This is a genomic window from Saccharophagus degradans 2-40 (genome assembly GCF_000013665.1).
In the GTDB taxonomy this organism is placed as follows: domain Bacteria; phylum Pseudomonadota; class Gammaproteobacteria; order Pseudomonadales; family Cellvibrionaceae; genus Saccharophagus; species Saccharophagus degradans.
Genome location: NC_007912.1, coordinates 2,865,700 through 2,884,346 on the forward strand (window position 1 = coordinate 2,865,700; position 18,647 = coordinate 2,884,346).

The window sequence follows — 18,647 nt, forward strand, 5'->3', positions numbered from 1 at the left end:
CCTTGCAGAAAACTAAAAATTTAAGGCGCTAAGCGGTTAATCGCCCAGCTATTGCCTTCTCGCTCATACACAAAGCGATCGTGCAAACGCGCGCCGCCGCCTTGCCAAAATTCCATTCGCTGTGGCACAACGCGATAACCACCCCAAAAATCGGGCAGCGGCACTTCGCCGTTGGCGAACTTGGTTTTAATGGCATTAAATTGCTGTAAGAGTAATTGGCGCGAGCTAATAGGCTTGCTCTGTGCAGAGGCCCACGCGGCAATTTGGCTATCTTTGGGTCGACTTACAAAATATTTTAGCGTTTCCGCATAGGATATTTTACTTGCCACACCGCCAACACTCACCTGCCGCTCCATCATGTGCCACGGAAAATGCAAACTCACGTGCGACTGCTCCGCAATTTCTTGCGCCTTACGACTGCCGTAATTAGTAAAAAAAACAAAACCTTGTTCGTCTAACTTTTTAAGTAACACAATACGCTGTGATGGAAACCCGTCTTTATTAGCCGTGGCTAACACCATAGCTGTCGGGTCTGGTATTTGGCTCTCTATAGCCTGCGCCATCCAAGTCTCAAATTGAGCTATTGGGCTCGCATCCAGCTGGTCTAGGTCCAATCCGCCTAACAAATAATCGCGACGAATGTCTTCTAGTGATATCAAGGTGCATCTCCATCGATGTAAAGGGGTAGTATAATTACAATATTTCGGTGCATTATCGCACAGCCATTGCAATGCGTAATTAAGGTTAAGCCATGCCAGATAATCCAGTGCCCCACCAGCCAATCCTAGCCATTATTGCAGGCGGTGAAGGCAGGCGTATGGGCGGTACAACTAAATGTTTGCTTAAACTGGGCAATACCACCATTTTAGAGCGCAATATAAAACGACTATCTCCTCAGGCCGGCGGCATCATTATTAACAGTAATAACCACAGCGAAGAGCTTTGCCTGCTAAGCGAGCAATGGCAGGCACGGCTGATTAGCGATTCGGCTAAATATTCCCACTGCGGCCCTCTCGCCGGCTTAGCATCGGCGTTAAGCACCCTTGCTAAACAGCAGCAAGCCGGTGCGCAAATACCAACAGGGTTAGTTACTGTGCCAAGCGATTGCCCTTTTTTACCAGAGGACTTAATTAATAGGTTGGGCACTATTGCCAATAAACAACCCCATAAAGTTGTTTGCGCGAGCAGCCTTGGCCAAACACACTATATGACAGCCTATTGGCCCTTAAGTGTATACCCGCAATTAGAGGCATTTTTGCAACGCGGAGAAAGAGCGGTAAGGTTTTTTCTTAAGCAAGCCGAATATGAAACAGTGGATTTCGCAGCCCAGCGTGTAAATGGCATAGAGTACGATCCCTTTTTCAATATAAACACCCCCGAAGATTACACCTTGGCCCAATCAATAATAGACGTGAGCTAAGCAAGCAATAACAGTAATTCCACCACAATAACAAAAGGCAAACAAATGAAGCATCGCGCAATATTCAAACACGCCCTGCACCCTGCGCTTTACTTGCTTGGCGCTGGCTGCGGCGTTGCTTTTAGCTGTACTGCCATGGCTTGTGAAGTAAAGGACAAAACAGAACTAGAAGAAATTTATTGCACGCTTAAATCTAAAAACAGGGTAAGCACCCTGCCAGATTTCAATCAATTTAGAAAAAATTCAGACGATGTGCAGTGGTTGCTATTAAAAGGGCCAGCAAGAAAAGCAGGTATTACGCTGCCACCCAAAAGCTCACTCAAACCGAAAACAAATACCGCTCCATTGGCCGACAGGAAAACTGACAATAAGGCCGCCGACAATCAAGTAAATACATCTGCGCAGTCTAACCCATTAGCTACGCAAACTACGCGTACCGCTACCTCAAGCAACTCCAGCCTTGCTAACTGCAGCTTAAAGCCTACACAAATACAGTGCAGCTACGCCACTTTCACGCTGCAATACAATTTGCCTAACAGCAAGCTGGCACCAGCTGCACTAAAAGCGAGTAATCAACTCACGCTCCCTGCATACAATAGTAAATTTCACGCGAGCGAGCGGGATTACTTAGCAAGATGCTACCCGGTGTACGTAAATAAAATATTAGAGCTGGGTTTAGCAGAGGCGGTAATGTCTTACACCAAATTTGTAAGCCAATACGAAGAGGTTGTTCAACACGGTGGTAATTTTGCCAACAGAATGCAAAAAATGTATGAGATTTTAAAGCAAGAAAAAAGAAGCCGCCCTATTCAGGCGAGCTACCAGCACACACGGCCACAATCGATTGAGCAATGCATGCTGGTAAGCAATAGTGTAATTGTGTGCGATAACATCGCACACACCTGGGTATTTACTCTACCTCAACCAAAGTCAAACGCTGATTAGTTGTAAAGATAGCTGGGCAAGCCACCACATAAGAGTCTACCTCTAAGCTGACTGTGCCAGAGGTAATAGCAAAACCAGTATTCTCTTTGTTTAGCAAGTAAAGGTTATTCGCGCGGAAACTTGGCAACCAACGCTGTAAAAAGCCTTCAGTAGTCACACCACCATACACAAAGCTATCCACAGCTGTGCTGCAACGGCTAGTAAAGCCCCTCACAGGTCGAGCAAACAACTCGGGCATGCCCACGTTTTGAATACGCACAAACCCTTCAGCATCCCTTACAAAGTTCCAACGCTGGGTGGCACTGCTATCGCAGGCAAGTATTTTCACGTACTGAACGGTTTCGAACTCTTCGAAACCTAAACACTGGTCTGCCACATCTGCAGTGCGAATTTCAAATACTGGGCTTGCAAGGCTTGAGGTATTGATTGCATCACCTACATAAGCCACGGGTAATTCACCGTCGCGAGTGTTGTTTGCAACAAATACTGTAATTTCTGCACCTGCAGTTACTGCAGGAACATCCAAACCATTTAGCAACAGAATATTATCGTTTACCTTAGTATTCACACCCCAGCTGTCGGTATGCCAATCGGCGCTTGCATCCTGCACTTCTATTACTGATGCCAAGTTGGCATCTGCGGTATGGGTGAAGGTATTAAACCGCACAACTGAGTCGTTACCTTGCACAAGCACCAAGCTATCGGCACTGGCTTCACCACTCAAACTGCCCGAATTAAAGAAGTTATATTCAATCAACGTGCCTTCAGCACCTTCGTTCACTTCTACAGATTCAGCCGCAACAGTAGAAGAAAAGGTGTTGCTGCGAATAGTATTGTTTAAATCCGCTTCGCTATACACACCCGCACCACCAGGTGCCGACAGCCACTGCTCGCTATCCGAGCCAACCACAATGGCTTCACCGCCAGTAGTAGCAAAACGCGAACTCTGAATAAAGTTATTGGAGCTACCATTGCGCAACACTACGCCCTGCCCGCCAATGGCTTTAACATCCAAACCAAACAGCTCGTTATTGGAAGCTGCATCCAAAACAATACCGGTCTGGGCGTTAGTGATAGCAATGTTAGATACAAACCAATAATCGCCTTCGAGCTGTAGCACACTGTTTAACGCAGTATCTGCCCCCGACAAAATAGAGCCTGAACCTTGCCCTACCAAGCGGATAAGATTGTCTGCTGTGCCCGATTGAGCAGAATAGAAATGTGCGCTTAAGTTACCGCTGGCCGCCTCAGACACCACACCGGTGTATGTGCCAGCCGCCACGCGAATCTCATCGCGCGGAGCTGCATTTTTTAATGCTTCTTGTAACTCTTCAGCAGTACTTACATTCACTATATTACGGCTAATACGATTAATACTTAGGTTGTACTCAACTGTTTCGGTACCGTCGGTCGACGTTGTTTCTAAAACGTAGCTATTAATCCCCTCTTCTAGGGTCAACTCAATTGGGCTATTAAGTGGCTGATCATCGCCATCTGGGGTAGTGCCATCTTCGGCCACCTTGGCTAACGTCATGGTAATGCCATCTATTTCTGGCACTGCAGTAAGCGTAACAACTTGATTGTCATAGCTCACCACAGCCCCATAGGAAAAAGTGCCACACTCAAAATTGATGGTTGAGTCAGATAGCTGCAGGTCGATTAAGCGCGCGTTAGCAGCCCTTGTTTCGTCACTCATTGTTGCCCGAGTAAAGGTAAAGCTGTAGTTCTCTGTGTTGGCGCCATCTTCGGAAGTAACTGCAATTTCTACAGTGTTATCGCCTTCTACAATAGCAAAGTCACGCGATTCTAAATGTCCAATAGCTTCGCCATTAATAGTGGCAGTAGAAAGACGCTGATTGGTAAGTAATCGAGTACGCAACGAACACGCAGTTGAATTAACACTCGCAGTATATTCTTTAGTGGCACTATTAAAGGTAGGGGTATAGGGCTGTATAAAACTAGTAGTAGAGAGAGAGGCATCGAACTTATTATAAAAAACAATACCATTTAGCTTCGCTTCGCTACTCACGCGGTGAAAAGTAACAGTGTAAGTTACCGCAACGGTCGTCTCACTAGAACGAACACGAATGGAGAGGACATTGTCGCCCTCATCTAAATTAATTGTAGTGGCCTCGCCCGAAACAAGTTCGGTACCGGCAAAAGTGCCAGTAGGATTCGCTACCGATCGCAATGTATAGGTTAAGGTAGCACCCTCTTGGGCTGTAGCGGTGAACACTGCGGTTTCTACTGGTTGATCTACGTTTACCGTGTAACCTGCGCGTTTATCCGACTCAAAAGCAATATCGTGCCCTTCTATAGTTAAAGCCGTTAGCTTCAAATCTGGCACTGTTGTTTCGCCAGTTGCATTACTGCCACCACCACAAGCACTTAAAATACATGCAGATAATAAGGCTAGACAGATAAGAACAAGGCTCCTGCCTTGAATTGACTTTATTCGGGACATTATATTTTTATACCTAACGTAAGATTCACGATTAATTGCAGGTTAAGGCCAACAAGCCTTAGCCACAGCAGAGCATTTTTTGACCACTTCCAGAGCCATTTTCAGCCCCCGCCATCGGGCGACCAAGGTACTAGCATTCGCGGGTGTAGTAAAGGGAAAAGCCCTCGTTATAGGCCGCCATACACGGGCAAAAGTACACGTTAAAACGCCATTTTTAGCCAACATCTATGGTAACGGTAAACTGCGTGCAGCATTACAAACACCCTCTGAATGCCCAGCGTCTGAATAGGCAGTATTAGCACTACAGAGCACTTCCTCTACCAATACACTATAAACGCATACAACCACACAGAGTAACACCAACGTAAAGCGCTAGCTGTAATCCAGACACCAGTCTTTTTCTTTATTAAATTCAATAACTTACAGCTGCCACATTTCGCCACAATTGGGCACTATTGATCACCGCTAAAGCGTGATCCACGTCGCCCGTCCCTACCCCCGCATTGATACAGTAATTACACGTAACGCAATTCACGGCTAAGTATTAGCCCGCTGCGTAACTAAAAGACGCCTACGACAAGTATCAGCTAACAGCATCAACCGGCAATAACCAAGGCGTCGCTTTACTACAAACTTTTACACTTAGGGTGATAAATATGAACAGCTTCGCCAACTTAGTTAGCTCCCTCTCACCACTCACCTTATTCATTGTGGTGATAGGCGCTATTGTTGTACTTTTTCTCGCACGCGAAAGCGCCCACGCTGCTATTAACAGCCTTTTTCGGGCTGTGTACCGCTCACTTAGGCTGGCGGCAACAAGTCTTCGACAAGCAGCCAATCAATTACGTTCCCGCAACCGCGATGTTTTGTTACACCATGGTCGGCTGCAAGTGGAGCACGACCTAGCCAAAGAGTTTGCTGAAATATCCAGTTTTGTGCAGCGCGATCTTGGCGGGTACCCGCACATACAAAATCAAATTCAACAGCAAATCACGTTAATACAAGACGACTACGAACGCAGCGGACAGGTGGCTGCCCCCCTACCAGAGTGGGTAGAAGCCGTAGAGGCCGTTGCAAAATTACGTAAACAGGGCACCACCACTAACATCAACACATCCATTTTGGAACAAATACACAATGCCGCCGAGCTCCAGCATAAGGAAAACTTAAAGCAGGTAAGAGAACTCTCTACTGAACGCCACAAAATTTTACGTGGCATGACAGCATCTTGGCGCAAGCTAGTGGGCAGCGTAGATAGCACTGGGGCGAGCCTCAAAGAAATTGTACGCAGAAGTGAACGAATCGATTCACACATGCAACGCTTTAACGCCATAGTGGATGCCACCCCCGCTGCCGAACGCGCTTTATTCAACTCGGCACTATGCCAATTTGCCATTGCCGCACTGGTAACCGCTATCGCAATTGGCGGTGCGTTTTTTAACTTTCACCTTATAGCCTTGCCCATGTCAGAAATGGTGGGTTCGCTTCACCGTGTAGCGGGTATACGCGTAGCCGACATAGCAGCATTGGTGATTATTTGCCTTGAAGTAACAGCCGGTATCTTTCTATTAGAAAGCCTGCGCATAACTCGCCTCTTTCCCCTTATTGGGTCGATGGACAACCGCATGCGCCGACTCATTATGGCTGGCGCCGCCGCCACACTAATTATTCTTGCGGGTACCGAGGCGGCGCTGGCATTTATGCGAGATCAAATAGCGGGCGATATGGCCTCGTTACGCGCTTCGCTAGCTGGAGGAGAAACCTTAGCCGCACAAGAAGGTATAAACAGTTGGATACCCCTCGGCGCAAATATGATATTGGGCTTTATATTACCCTTGGCGCTCACCATGGCTGCAATCCCGCTGGAGTACTTATTACAAACTGGGCGCAGTGTGTTTGGTTCGCTTTTAGAGTGGGGTTTACGCTCGCTGGCTACGGTTATACGTATGCTTGCAGGAATAAGCATGCAAATAAGCAAACTGATTACTGCGCTTTACGACCTCGTTATAGCACTACCTATATGGATAGAAGCCAACATTAAAAAAATGCATTTCTCTCCCAAACAAAACACGGATGCCGAATGGCACACGCACGATACAACACCAGCCAATCCACTAAGCGCAAAGGAGTAACACCATGAAAACGCTATTAATCCCCCTGTTATTTTGCCTTAGCTTGTTAGGCTGTAGCCAAGAAACGCCCCAAAACTATAGCAAAGGAGTTTACCTGCTATTGGATACATCGGGCACCTATACGCAAGAGCTTCAAAAGGCTCGCCAATTAATTAACATCATTTTGGCAGACTTAGAACCCGGCGACACCTTTGCAGTAGCAAGAATAGACAGCGGAAGTTTTAGCGAAAAAGACATAGTAGCTAAAATAGTCGTAGATGGGCGCCCTTCTATGGCCACCAAACAAAAACGTGAGTTTGCCAAAAACATAGAGACATTTGTAAACACCATTACTAGCAGCGCCTACACCGATATTTCTGGCGGCTTATTGCAAGCGGTGGAATATTTAAATGAGGCCAATGTAGGTAAAAAAACCATCATGATCTATTCCGATTTAAAAGAAGAGCTACCCAAGGGCTTTGTGCGCAATTTTGATATTCAAATGGACGGCTTTAACGTAATTGCTCTCAACGTGACTAAGCTGCGTGCAGATAACCAAAACCCACAGGAGTATCTAGACCGGTTAGCCACATGGAACGATAAAATAGCCGGTGGCGGCGGTCATTGGGCTGTAGTGAACGACTTAGACAAACCTGAAGCCATATCACTATAACTCACCCTTTAATTAACTCTCCTAGCGGCAGGCTTACCCTACCTGCCGTTGCCCTGTTCCTGTCATCCTCCCATCCGCTGCCGATTGCTTTCCCATCACCTACTTATCGCCCCCGTCCACCAACTTAATAAAACCAAAGCCGCTCAACTACGCGCACCAATAAAACGCTTTTAAATATTTATGGGGGTTAAATAGGCGCATACAAATTTCAATAATAAAACAAAAACACGCGAAGTAATTTTTTGGTGCACCAAATGATATTAATAGTGCACCAAAGCTATACACCAAAATGGATCAAATTTGCATCCTATTACACCCCACTTTAGCTCATCACTCCCTAGATGAGTGCACGGCGCATTTTTCCACTCCACCCCAGCAAGGCGCCAAATACCGCTGCAACCACCTGATTTATATGGGTTTTATTTTATTTATTACTTATTTTCAAAAACTGGCAAGCCTTTTGCGATACCCATAGCAACACTAATCGTGTCTCGCTGCGCAGCGAAATAAAAACTTTTTACCATCACCATTTTGGAGCGAACTTATGTTTAAAACTTTGCAACACGCAAGTCGAAAATTAAGCCCCACATTTTCGAGCGTAAAAAAACTAGCTGCGCCATTTGCACTACTTATGGCATCCAGTGCCTACGCAGAAATGTTAGACGTAGAAAAAGATGAATTAACATTTGGCTTTATTAAACTAACCGATATGGCACCACTGGCCATTGCAGCGGAAAAAGGCTTTTTTGAAGACGAAGGCTTATTCGTTAAATTAGAAGCGCAAGCAAACTGGAAAGTATTATTAGACGGCGTTATTGACGGCAAACTCGATGGCGCGCACATGCTAGCAGGACAACCACTAGGTGCAACTATCGGCTACGGTACCTCAGCACATATCGTTACCGCCTTTAGTATGGATTTAAATGGCAATGGCATTACAGTTTCCAACGAAATTTGGGAACAAATGAAAGGCAATATCCCTCACGAAAACGGCAAACCTGTTCACCCAATTAGCGCGAGTGCATTAAAACCCGTTATCGAAAAATATCGCAACGAAGGCAAACCCTTCAACATGGGCATGGTGTTTCCTGTATCTACCCATAACTACGAATTGCGCTACTGGCTAGCAGCAGGCGGCATAAACCCGGGCTACTACGGCCCAGGTGCATCAGGTAATGTTGGTCAAATTGCAGGCGACACGCTGCTTTCTGTAACTCCTCCACCGCAAATGCCAGCCACAATGGAAGCCGGCACCATTTATGGCTACTGCGTAGGCGAACCTTGGAACCAACAGGCTGTATTTAAAGGTATTGGCGTACCGGTAATTACCGATTACGAAATTTGGAAAAACAATCCAGAAAAAGTATTTGGGGTTAACTCAAAATGGGCAGAAGAAAATCCACAAACTCACCTAGCTGTTGTTAAAGCACTTATTCGCGCAGCGATTTGGTTGGATGAGAACAACAACGCCAACCGCAAAGAAGCCGTAAAAATTCTTTCTAACCCTAACTACGTAGGTGCAGACTACGAAGTTATTGCCAACTCTATGACCGGTACTTTCGAGTACGAAAAAGGCGATAAACGCGAAGTGCCAGACTTCAACGTATTCTTCCGCTACTTCGCAAACTACCCCTACTACTCAGATGCTATTTGGTACCTCACTCAAATGCGTCGCTGGGGCCAAATTGCTGAAGATAAACCAGATTCTTGGTACCACGAAACCGCCAAAAAAGTATACAAGCCAGACGTATACCTAGAAGCAGCCAAACTTTTAGTTGCTGAAGGTAAAGCCAAAAAAGAGGACTTCCCTTTCGATACCGACGGCTACCGCGCACCACAAGCTGAATTTATCGACAACATTACCTTCGACGGTCGCGAGCCAAATGCTTACTTAGCCAAACTACCCATTGGCTTAAAAGCAGGCGAAAAAGTAACAAGCGCTGGTGTAACCAAATAAATCATTACCGCTAATTAACGGGCAAGGTTCCCCCTTGCCCTTAACCAAACCTTTTTAACGAATATTGATACATTTTTCCAAATAGGACAAAGCAATGAACAAAGTAATCAATTTTCTACAGCTATCTGGATTAACCTGGTTCGTGCCCATGGTTCGTATTGCAGCTGGAGAAAACCCAAAAACACAAGCCAAAGAATTATGGATGGTAATGGGTATACCTATTGTTGCCTTTGTCATCTTTTTATTACTGTGGGGCCAATTATCTAGCAAAGTTGTTACTAGCCTTGGCACCGTGCCCGGCCCATCACAAGTTTACACTCAAGCGGTTGCCCTGTGGGATGACCACAAAGCACAACGTGAAAAAGCAGCGGCTTTTTACGAGCGCCAAGAAAAGCGCAATGCAAAATTAGTAGAAGCGGGTAAACAAGACCGTGTTAAATGGCGCGATTACACTGGTGCCCCCACCTACTTAGATCAAATTGTTACCAGTATTAAAACCGTATTTATGGGTTTCTTGTTGGCAACCATTGTCGCGGTACCCCTCGGTATTTTCTGCGGCCTAAGCCCAACCGTTAGCTCTGCATTTAACCCAATTATTCAGCTATTTAAGCCGGTATCACCGCTTGCTTGGCTCCCCATTGTTACCATGATTGTAAGTGCTACTTATGTTACTTCCGACGATTCATGGTTTACCAAATCATTTTTAAACTCGGCTATTACCGTAACCCTATGCTCACTCTGGCCAACGCTTATTAACACTGCGTTAGGTGTGGCGTCTATCGACAAAGACCTAATGAACGTGGGTAAAGTACTGCAACTTGGCTGGTTTACTAAAATCACCAAACTCGTTCTACCCTCTTCGCTACCACTTATATTTACCGGTTTGCGCTTGTCTCTTGGTGTGGGCTGGATGGTACTCATCGCCGCAGAAATGCTTTCGCAAAACCCAGGCTTAGGAAAGTTTGTGTGGGATGAATTCCAAAACGGTTCTTCTAACTCACTTAGCAAAATTATGGTGGCGGTACTTACCATTGGCGTAATTGGCTTCTTATTAGACCGCGTTATGTTCACCTTACAAAACCTATTTACCTTTGGCGAAAAGCGCTAAGTAAAGGACGGAATTAATCATGGCTTTCTGCGAAATAAAAAATCTGTGTAAAAGCTACGGTGAAGGTAGCAACAAGACTGCTGTTCTAAACGACATAAACCTTTCGATAGAAGAAGGCGAGTTTGTTGCCATTGTAGGGTTTTCGGGCAGCGGTAAAACCACCTTGGTCTCAGCCTTAGCAGGGCTACTCGAAGGCGATAGCGGCGAAATACTCTTTAAAGGCAAGCCCGTAACAGGCCCCTCGCCAGAGCGTGGCATTGTATTTCAAAGCTACTCGCTTATGCCTTGGCTTACCGTATTCGACAACATTGCACTTGCAGTGGATCAAGTGTTTTGTTCTTGGCCTAAATCAAAGCGCAAGGCCCATGTGCAGAAGTATATTGACATGGTGAGCTTGTCGCACGCTACAGATCGCCGCCCAGCAGAGCTATCTGGCGGCATGCGTCAAAGGGTATCGGTTGCTCGCGCGCTAGCCATGCAACCAGAAATGCTCCTGCTCGATGAACCGCTTTCTGCACTAGACGCCCTAACCCGCGCCAACCTGCAAGATGAGCTAAATATTATTTCGCAGAAAGAAAAGAAAACGATTTTGCTAATTACCAACGATGTGGACGAAGCGATTCTTCTTGCGGACAGGGTTATACCTTTAAACCCCGGCCCCAAAGCATCGCTTGGCCCAGAGTTTGTAATTAACATACCACGCCCGCGCGATCGCACAGCGATGAACCACGATGAAGAATTTAAGTTCCTCCGCAAAGAAATCACCTCCTACCTAATGAAAGTAGGCATGGAGGCAGCAGGCAACGACGACTCGAAAACCCTGCCAGACTTACAACCCAATACGTCGTTTCCACCTAATGATGCAGCTAAACAAGCGGCGCTCGCTACATCGCCGGCGTTAAATAAATACGTGGAATTTTCGCAAGTTACAAAAATTTACCCTACTCCCAAAGGGCCATTAACAGTAGTCGATGAGTTCGACCTGAAAATGAAAAAAGGCGAGTTTATATCCCTAATTGATCACTCTGGCTGCGGTAAGTCCACGGTACTTTCTATGGTTGCCGGCCTTAATGATATTAGCGGCGGCGGTATCATTTTAGATGGCAAGGAAGTTACTGGCGCTGGCCCCGATCGCGGCGTTGTGTTCCAAGCCCCGAGTTTATTCCCTTGGCTAACGGCAAAAGAAAACGTAAAACTTGGTGTAGAGCGTGTTTATCCGCACGGCACCAAAAAAGAACGCGACGAAATAGTTGAATATTACTTATCCCGCGTAGGGCTTGCAGACTCTATGGATAAGAAAGCCGCCGAGCTTTCTAACGGTATGAAGCAACGCGTAGGTATTGCCCGCGCATTTGCGCTCTCGCCCAAGCTCCTACTGCTTGACGAACCCTTCGGTATGCTAGATTCACTCACGCGTTGGGAGCTACAAGAAGTGTTAATGGAGGTATGGAAACGCACTCAAGTTACCGCAATATGCGTAACTCACGATGTCGACGAAGCCATACTGCTAGCTGACCGAGTAGTAATGATGACTAACGGGCCAAACGCAAAAGTGGGCAAAATTTTAGAGGTAGATTTACCTCGCCCACGCACCCGTAAGCAGTTGCTAGAACACCCTGATTACTATCGATTACGCGAAGAACTATTAACTTTCTTAGCCGATTGCGACAAAGAACACGACGATTCAGATACACCAGAACCACAGGAGAAGGAAATTTCACAAGAAACAGATTCCGCACCTACAGCACAGAGCCAAGAAGACCGCCTTGCTGTAAACGCATAACGATTTAGCTTTTACTTTAATTCTATTTTTTATTTTACAACTTAATTAATTTTATTATTTCCATTAGGGGAACCAGTATGAAAAACCAATACAAAAACCTACTCGCTGTTGCTGTAAGCTCTTCTGTTTTAGCTACACCTGTTTTTGCAGAAGAAAGCAAATCTTTTGTAGACGCCATGAAAGACGGCAAAACAACACTGGATTTTCGCTTTCGTATAGAAGATGTATCAGAAGATAGCAAGGACAGCGCTACAGCTACCACTTTACGTACTCGTCTAAATCACGCTACCGGCAGCTACAATGGCTTTAGTGGGTTTGTAGAGTTCGACCAAGTATCCGAACTTCTAGAAGTAGATTACAACACCGGCCCAGGTGGAACACCAGTACCAAACGCGGTAGTCATTGCCGACCCTGAAGGGACCGACCTTAACCAAGCCTATATTCAGTACAAAACTGAAAGCACCACATACAAATACGGTCGTCAGCGCATACTACTAGACAACCAACGCTTTGTAGGCGGTGTAGGCTGGAGACAAAACGAACAGACTTACGACGGTTTCTCTGTAACCAATAGCTCTATCGAAAACGTAAAACTCTTCGGTGCTTACGTAAGTAATGTGAACCGTATATTTGGTGATGATCGCTCGCCTGCCGGTGATAACGCGGGTACAAACTTTTTATTTAATGCCAATGTTAAACTAGCCGATATAGGCACAGTGTCTGGTTACGCCTACCTACTAGATAACGAAACGCTAACCAAGTTTTCTACCAATACTTACGGTTTACGTTTAGCTGGCGCAAATTCAGGCTTTGGTTACAGTGCAGAATACGCTATGCAGTCTGACGCTGCCGATAACGCCGCAGATTACTCTGCAAGCTTCACCGCACTTGAAGGCTCATACAGTTTTGACCCTGTAAAAGTAACACTTGGCTACGAAGTATTGGGAGCAGATGGCGCTGATGGCTACTTTATTACACCACTTGCAACCCTTCACGCTTTCCAAGGCTGGTCCGATATATTCTTAAACGGCGGCGCAGGTAACATTGCCGGCGGTATCGAAGATTTCTACGGCTCTATTGGTGGTAAAGTTGGCCCAGTAGCACTGTCTGCGGTTTACCACAGCTACTCATCTAACGATGTAGATGCAAGCACCCTTGCTTCTGAAGATTTGGGTACAGAGTTTGGACTTGTAGCGAAAGGCAAAGCAGGCCCTGTTGGTTTATTGTTTAAATATTCCGACTACAGCGCCGACGCCTTTGGCAACGACACCAAGAAAATTTGGCTAATGGCTAACATTACTTTCTAATAATATTGGTTAACCAACATTCACATCTACTACTGTAAATACTCATCGCTACTTTTGGCCTCCCATTAGTAGCGCATCTCTCGGGAGGACGCCAGTCCTCTCGTTTCTAATTGCCTTTCCATACCCCCTGTTTGCACAGCATCTGCAATTAAGGAAACAATCGTCAATACATTGTATGTAAACCACTTAGGTTTAGAATATGCTGCTCTTACGATTAAACTTACCGCAAACACTCTCCTATTAAAGCTCTACGCTAGTTAGGTAACATTGCAAATGGAGTTATGGTTTTGAACGATAAACCCCTCATTATTAAACTGCTTCCCCTTATTGGTCTTCTCGGTGTTATTGCAATAGTCATTGCCGCGTTACTGCTAACCAGACCGAAAGCTGACCGGTCCTTCACCCCGCCCGAAACACAGGTGGCTATTGCAGTTAATACACTCGAGGCCAAACCTTATACCGTTCAAATCCAGTCTTACGGGTTGGTGCAACCTCGCATTCAAACCCAGCTCACAGCCCAAGTGGGCGGTAAAGTAGATTTTGTGGCCGAATCGTTTCGCGACGGGGGATTTTTTGAAGCCGGCGAAACACTCATCGCTATAGAACAAGCCGATTATTTGATAGCGGTAACTGCGGCCGAGGCCAGCTATCTGGAAGCCGAGCAAGCATTAATAGAAGAGCAAGCCCGCGCAGAACAAGCGCGTTTAGACTGGTCGCGCTCTGGCAGCAACCACAATCCTGCGCCCTTAGTGCTAAGAGAACCTCAAGTCGCAGCAGCCAAAGCGCGCTTAAAAGCTGCAGAAGCAAACTTGGCAGGCGCAAAGCTCGATTTAGCGCGCACAAAAATTAAAGCCCCCTATAGCGGCAGAGTACTTACCAAACACGTAGATATTGGCAACGTTATAAGCACTAACAGTGCACTGGCAGACATTTACGCTACCGATGCAGTCGAGGTTAAACTCCCCATTAGGAACAACGAAATTAACCTGCTGCAACTGCCAGAAACCTATCGCGTAGCCACTCAAGCACCCTCGCAATTACCGCGCGTTACGCTTGTCTCTGACCTCGTCGAAAAAAGCGAATGGGAAGGCTCAATTGTGCGTACATCTGGCGCGATAGAAACCGACAGCAGACAAATCTATGTGGTCGCTCGAGTAGAAGACCCCTTCGGCGAAAAAGCGTTAAACAAAACACCGTTAAAAATTCGCCAATACGTAACGGCCAATATTGAAGGCAAAACCCTCCCCAATGCGATTGTTATTCCTAACAAAACCATCTACCAAGGCTCGTATGTATATTTATACCGCGATGGGCAAGTGCATAGGCAACCTATAAAAGTACTATGGCAAAATGAAACGGATGCAATTATTGCAGAAGGCTTAACCAACGGTGATCAACTAGTTGTTACCCCGCTTGGGCAAGTAGCATCTGGCACGCGAGTAAAAATAAGCGGCGCACCAAGCAGTAATGGTGGAGAAAAACGCAAAGGCGAATGGAAGAAAGACGGCCCACGCGAAAATAGAAAGCAACGTGAAGAAGGAGCCGCTAAATGATCGAGTGGTTTTGTAAAAATCATGTAGCTGCAAACCTATTACTGCTTGCGGTGGTGCTTGCGGGTTTATTTTCGCTAACTAGCCGCATCCCGTTAGAGATTTTCCCTACCGTCGAATCCAACGTTGTGCAGGTAAACATTACCCTGCGAGGCGCCACACCTGAAGACGCTGAGCTGGCTATTGCTACACGTATAGAAGAAGCGGTACAAGATTTAGAAGGCATAGAAGAAATTGTTAGTCGCTCTACCGAAGGTGGTGCAAGCATTGCGATAGAGGTGGAATCGAGCTACGACCCTCGCATTTTACTCGACGAAGTGAAAAGCAGAGTGGATTCCATTAACACCCTACCCAGTGACGCCGAACGCCCCATTATTTCCCTCGCGGTGCGAAAGCGCGACGTAATGATGGTGACGGTATCTGGTGACGTAAGTGAACGAGAAATTCGCGAGCAAGTAGAGCAAGTACGCAACGAGCTTTTGCTACTACCCAATGTGAGCCAGGTAGACCTTAATGGCGTGCGCGACTACGAAATAGCCATAGAATTAAGCCAAGATAGCTTGCGCGAATATGGCTTAACCTTAAGCCAAGTATCGAATGCCATTACTCAAAGCTCGCTAGATTTATCTGCCGGTAACATTCGTACCGACGGTGGCGATATCCTTATTCGCTCGAAGGGCCAAGCCTACAACAAGCACGAATTCGACCAAATAGTTTTAAAAACCCATAGAGACGGCACCCTTCTTAAGCTTGGCGATATAGCCACCGTAACAGACGGCTTTGAGGAAACAGCCATACGCACTCGCTTTAACGGCAAACTCGCTGCAGGCTTGCGCGTATATCGAATTGGCAAACAAAGCGCCATTCAAGTCGCCAAGGAAGTGCGCGAATACATTGAGCAAAAACAAACCACCATGCCCGAAGGCATGGAAATAAGCTACTGGGATGACGATTCCCAAATTGTAAAAAGCCGCATCAAAACACTCACTACCAACGCTGTTCAGGGCGGTATTTTAGTTTTATTGCTGCTTAGCTTGTTCTTGCGTCCGGCGGTGGCTTTTTGGGTGTTTATTGGTATTCCTGTAAGTTTTCTGGGCGCCTTTTTTGTTATGCCCTTTATTGGCGTAACCCTAAACCTTATTAGCCTGTTCGCATTTATTGTGGTGCTGGGGATTGTGGTCGACGATGCAATTGTAACCGGTGAAAATATATACACCCACTTGCGATCCTCCGAGTCGGGCCTTGCAGCCGCCATAAATGGCACCAAAGAAGTCGCGGTGCCCGTTACCTTTGGTGTGCTCACCACCGTAGCGGCGTTTGTGCCATTATTTTTTATGGGCGGCGACCGCGGCCCGGTGTTTGCGCAAATTCCGGCAATTGTGATTCCTGTATTATTGTTTTCGCTTATTGAATCGAAGCTGGTTTTACCGGCGCATTTAAAATACCTAAAAATCAAAAAAGACCATCAACCCAACAAACTTGAAAGAATTCAGCAGAATATTGCCAACGGCTTTGAGCGAGCCATCTTAAAATACTACCAACCAGCCCTTAAGGTTTGTACAAATAACAGGCTAATCACCGTAACCTGCTTTGTAGGCATTCTAGCGTGTATCAGTACTGCAGTTTACGTTGGACACTCCAAATTTACTTTCTTCCCTCGTATACCCAGCGAGACAGTGCGCGTTAACCTCACCCTGCCCACAGGCACGCCTTTTGAGGTTACCGACCAGTATGTACAAACAATCACGGGCCATGCCCGCAGCCTTAAAGAGAAGTACGTTGACGAAAACGGTCAAAGTATCATTCTTAACATTCTATCTATGACAGGTGGACGCGGTGGCGCCTCCCACCAAGGTGAGGTGCGATTTGAGATTTCACCACCAGAAAGCAGAAAGTCCACCATTACCAGCCGAGAGCTTTCGCGAGAGTGGCGAGAGCTAATAGGTGAGATTCCAGGCGCAGAAGCCCTTACCTTCCGCGCAGAAATTGGCCGCACCAGCGACCCCATCGATATACAGCTGCGATCCAACAACTTTCAAGAGCTAGAAATCGTATCTGACAAAATCAAAGAAAGGCTCACCACCTACGCCCCAGTGTTTGATATCAACGACAGTTTGGCAGACGGTAAAGAAGAACTGCGTATAGAGCTAAAACCAGAGGCTTATTTACTTGGAGTAAACAGAGCCGAAGTTGTACAGCAGGTGCGGCAAGCATTCTTTGGTGTGCAAGCGCAACGCATCCAACGTGGGCGTGATGATGTACGAGTGATGGTGCGCTTCCCTCGAGAAGAGCGCGAGTCGATTGCACACTTAAACAACATGCTAATTCGCACACCTAGCGGCCAACAGGTGCCCTTTAGCCATATTGCTGAATACACGCCATCGCAAAGCCCTACCGCTATTTATCGCATAGACGGCTACAGAACTGTCAACGTGCGGGCTGATGTAGATAAACAAGCCGCTAATATGACTGTTTTACAGTCAGACTTAGAAAAGTACGTTGCCAGTCTCGTGGCTCAATACCCAGGCATGAGCTACAAAATGGGCGGCGAAAGCGAAGAGCAGCGCGAATCATTCACCTCGCTCTACTGGGGTATAGGTGCCGTAATATTGGTTATCTATGCCCTACTCGCCATTCCATTTGGCTCGTACTCTCAGCCGCTTATCGTTATGTCCATCATCCCTTTCGGCCTTATAGGGGCTATCGTGGGCCACTGGATAATGCGTATGGATTTAACCATTATGAGCATGCTCGGTATGCTTGCGCTTATTGGCATAATCGTGAACGACTCATTAGTACTGGTAGATTACATTAATAAGATGCGTGCACGGGGCATGGCACTACGTGAAGCCGTGCTTACGGCTGGCGCTGCTCGCTTTAGGCCCGTAATGCTTACATCGCTCACAACCTTTATTGGGTTAATGCCATTACTGTTTGAAAAAGCAACACAAGCACAGTTCTTGATCCCCATGGCTGTATCGCTAGGCTTCGGTATTATATTCGCTACGTTTATTACCTTGATTCTCGTACCCGTGAATTATTTACTTATGGAGAGTGCCGGACGCTATTTCGCATGGCTAAAAGAGACGCTGCGCTCAAAATTAGCACTAAAGAGGTAATAGTCGAGCATTCAGCTCAACACAAAGAAGAGATAGGCGCCACTCGCGCCTAGTACAAAATCATTAATTAGCGTGATATACAAAAAGTGTGCACAAGCAAACAGTTTTTGGCGCGTAAAATCGACAAAAAAATGATAAATCGCGACGAAAGGGAGAATTCGATGCTTTAAATTACCAAACATTCATCTTTTTTGTGATATTATTCCTACC

General features: G+C 46.3%; 12 protein-coding genes. 10 read left to right on the forward strand and 2 right to left on the reverse strand.

All coding sequences use genetic code 11. From position 1 onward, the window contains the following. Positions 1-20 precede the first annotated feature (20 nt). Positions 21-656 carry a pyridoxamine 5'-phosphate oxidase gene (gene pdxH, locus SDE_RS11815; RefSeq protein WP_041325702.1) on the reverse strand — a complete coding sequence of 212 codons (636 nt, stop codon included), beginning with the start codon at positions 654-656 and terminating at the stop codon, positions 21-23. A gap of 95 nt (positions 657-751) precedes the next feature. Between pdxH and mobA the strand changes: the two genes are divergently transcribed. Further along, positions 752-1,420 (forward strand): molybdenum cofactor guanylyltransferase MobA, encoded by a 669-nt coding sequence (gene mobA, locus SDE_RS11820; RefSeq protein WP_011468737.1) that lies wholly within the window; start codon positions 752-754, stop codon positions 1,418-1,420. A 45-nt stretch (positions 1,421-1,465) separates the two neighbouring features. Continuing rightward, positions 1,466-2,365, forward strand: coding sequence for a hypothetical protein (locus SDE_RS11825; RefSeq protein ID WP_011468738.1), 900 nt, complete (start codon positions 1,466-1,468; stop codon positions 2,363-2,365). On the opposite strand, the gene SDE_RS11830 is transcribed toward SDE_RS11825, so the two are convergent. After that, complete coding sequence (locus tag SDE_RS11830) at positions 2,331-4,829, reverse strand: cadherin-like beta sandwich domain-containing protein (RefSeq protein ID WP_011468739.1); 2,499 nt, start codon at positions 4,827-4,829, stop codon at positions 2,331-2,333. The two genes, SDE_RS11825 and SDE_RS11830, sit on opposite strands and share 35 nt — an antisense overlap. A 656-nt stretch (positions 4,830-5,485) precedes the next feature. Here SDE_RS11830 and SDE_RS11835 point away from each other — a divergent pair. The 8 genes from SDE_RS11835 (at position 5,486) to SDE_RS11870 (ending at position 18,437) form a co-directional block, all read left to right on the forward strand. Next, the gene (locus SDE_RS11835; protein WP_011468740.1) at positions 5,486-6,961 is read left to right on the forward strand and encodes a hypothetical protein; all 1,476 of its coding nucleotides are present in this window, start codon (positions 5,486-5,488) and stop codon (positions 6,959-6,961) included. 4 nt (positions 6,962-6,965) lie between these two features. Continuing rightward, the gene (locus tag SDE_RS11840) at positions 6,966-7,613 is read left to right on the forward strand and encodes a vWA domain-containing protein (protein ID WP_011468741.1); all 648 of its coding nucleotides are present in this window, start codon (positions 6,966-6,968) and stop codon (positions 7,611-7,613) included. A 544-nt stretch (positions 7,614-8,157) separates the two neighbouring features. Continuing rightward, positions 8,158-9,570, forward strand: coding sequence for a CmpA/NrtA family ABC transporter substrate-binding protein (locus SDE_RS11845; protein WP_011468742.1), 1,413 nt, complete (start codon positions 8,158-8,160; stop codon positions 9,568-9,570). Positions 9,571-9,664: 94 nt separating this feature from the next. Continuing rightward, positions 9,665-10,678 carry an ABC transporter permease gene (locus SDE_RS11850; RefSeq protein ID WP_011468743.1) on the forward strand — a complete coding sequence of 338 codons (1,014 nt, stop codon included), beginning with the start codon at positions 9,665-9,667 and terminating at the stop codon, positions 10,676-10,678. Positions 10,679-10,697: 19 nt separating this feature from the next. Next, positions 10,698-12,461 carry an ABC transporter ATP-binding protein gene (locus SDE_RS11855; protein WP_011468744.1) on the forward strand — a complete coding sequence of 588 codons (1,764 nt, stop codon included), beginning with the start codon at positions 10,698-10,700 and terminating at the stop codon, positions 12,459-12,461. A gap of 77 nt (positions 12,462-12,538) precedes the next feature. Continuing rightward, on the forward strand, positions 12,539-13,768 hold the full coding sequence (locus tag SDE_RS11860) for an alginate export family protein (protein ID WP_011468745.1): 1,230 nt from the start codon (positions 12,539-12,541) through the stop codon (positions 13,766-13,768). A 281-nt stretch (positions 13,769-14,049) separates the two neighbouring features. Then, positions 14,050-15,321 carry an efflux RND transporter periplasmic adaptor subunit gene (locus SDE_RS11865; protein WP_011468746.1) on the forward strand — a complete coding sequence of 424 codons (1,272 nt, stop codon included), beginning with the start codon at positions 14,050-14,052 and terminating at the stop codon, positions 15,319-15,321. Next, the gene (locus tag SDE_RS11870; RefSeq protein ID WP_011468747.1) at positions 15,318-18,437 is read left to right on the forward strand and encodes an efflux RND transporter permease subunit; all 3,120 of its coding nucleotides are present in this window, start codon (positions 15,318-15,320) and stop codon (positions 18,435-18,437) included. The genes SDE_RS11865 and SDE_RS11870 overlap by 4 nt, the downstream gene beginning before the upstream one ends. Positions 18,438-18,647 lie beyond the last annotated feature (210 nt).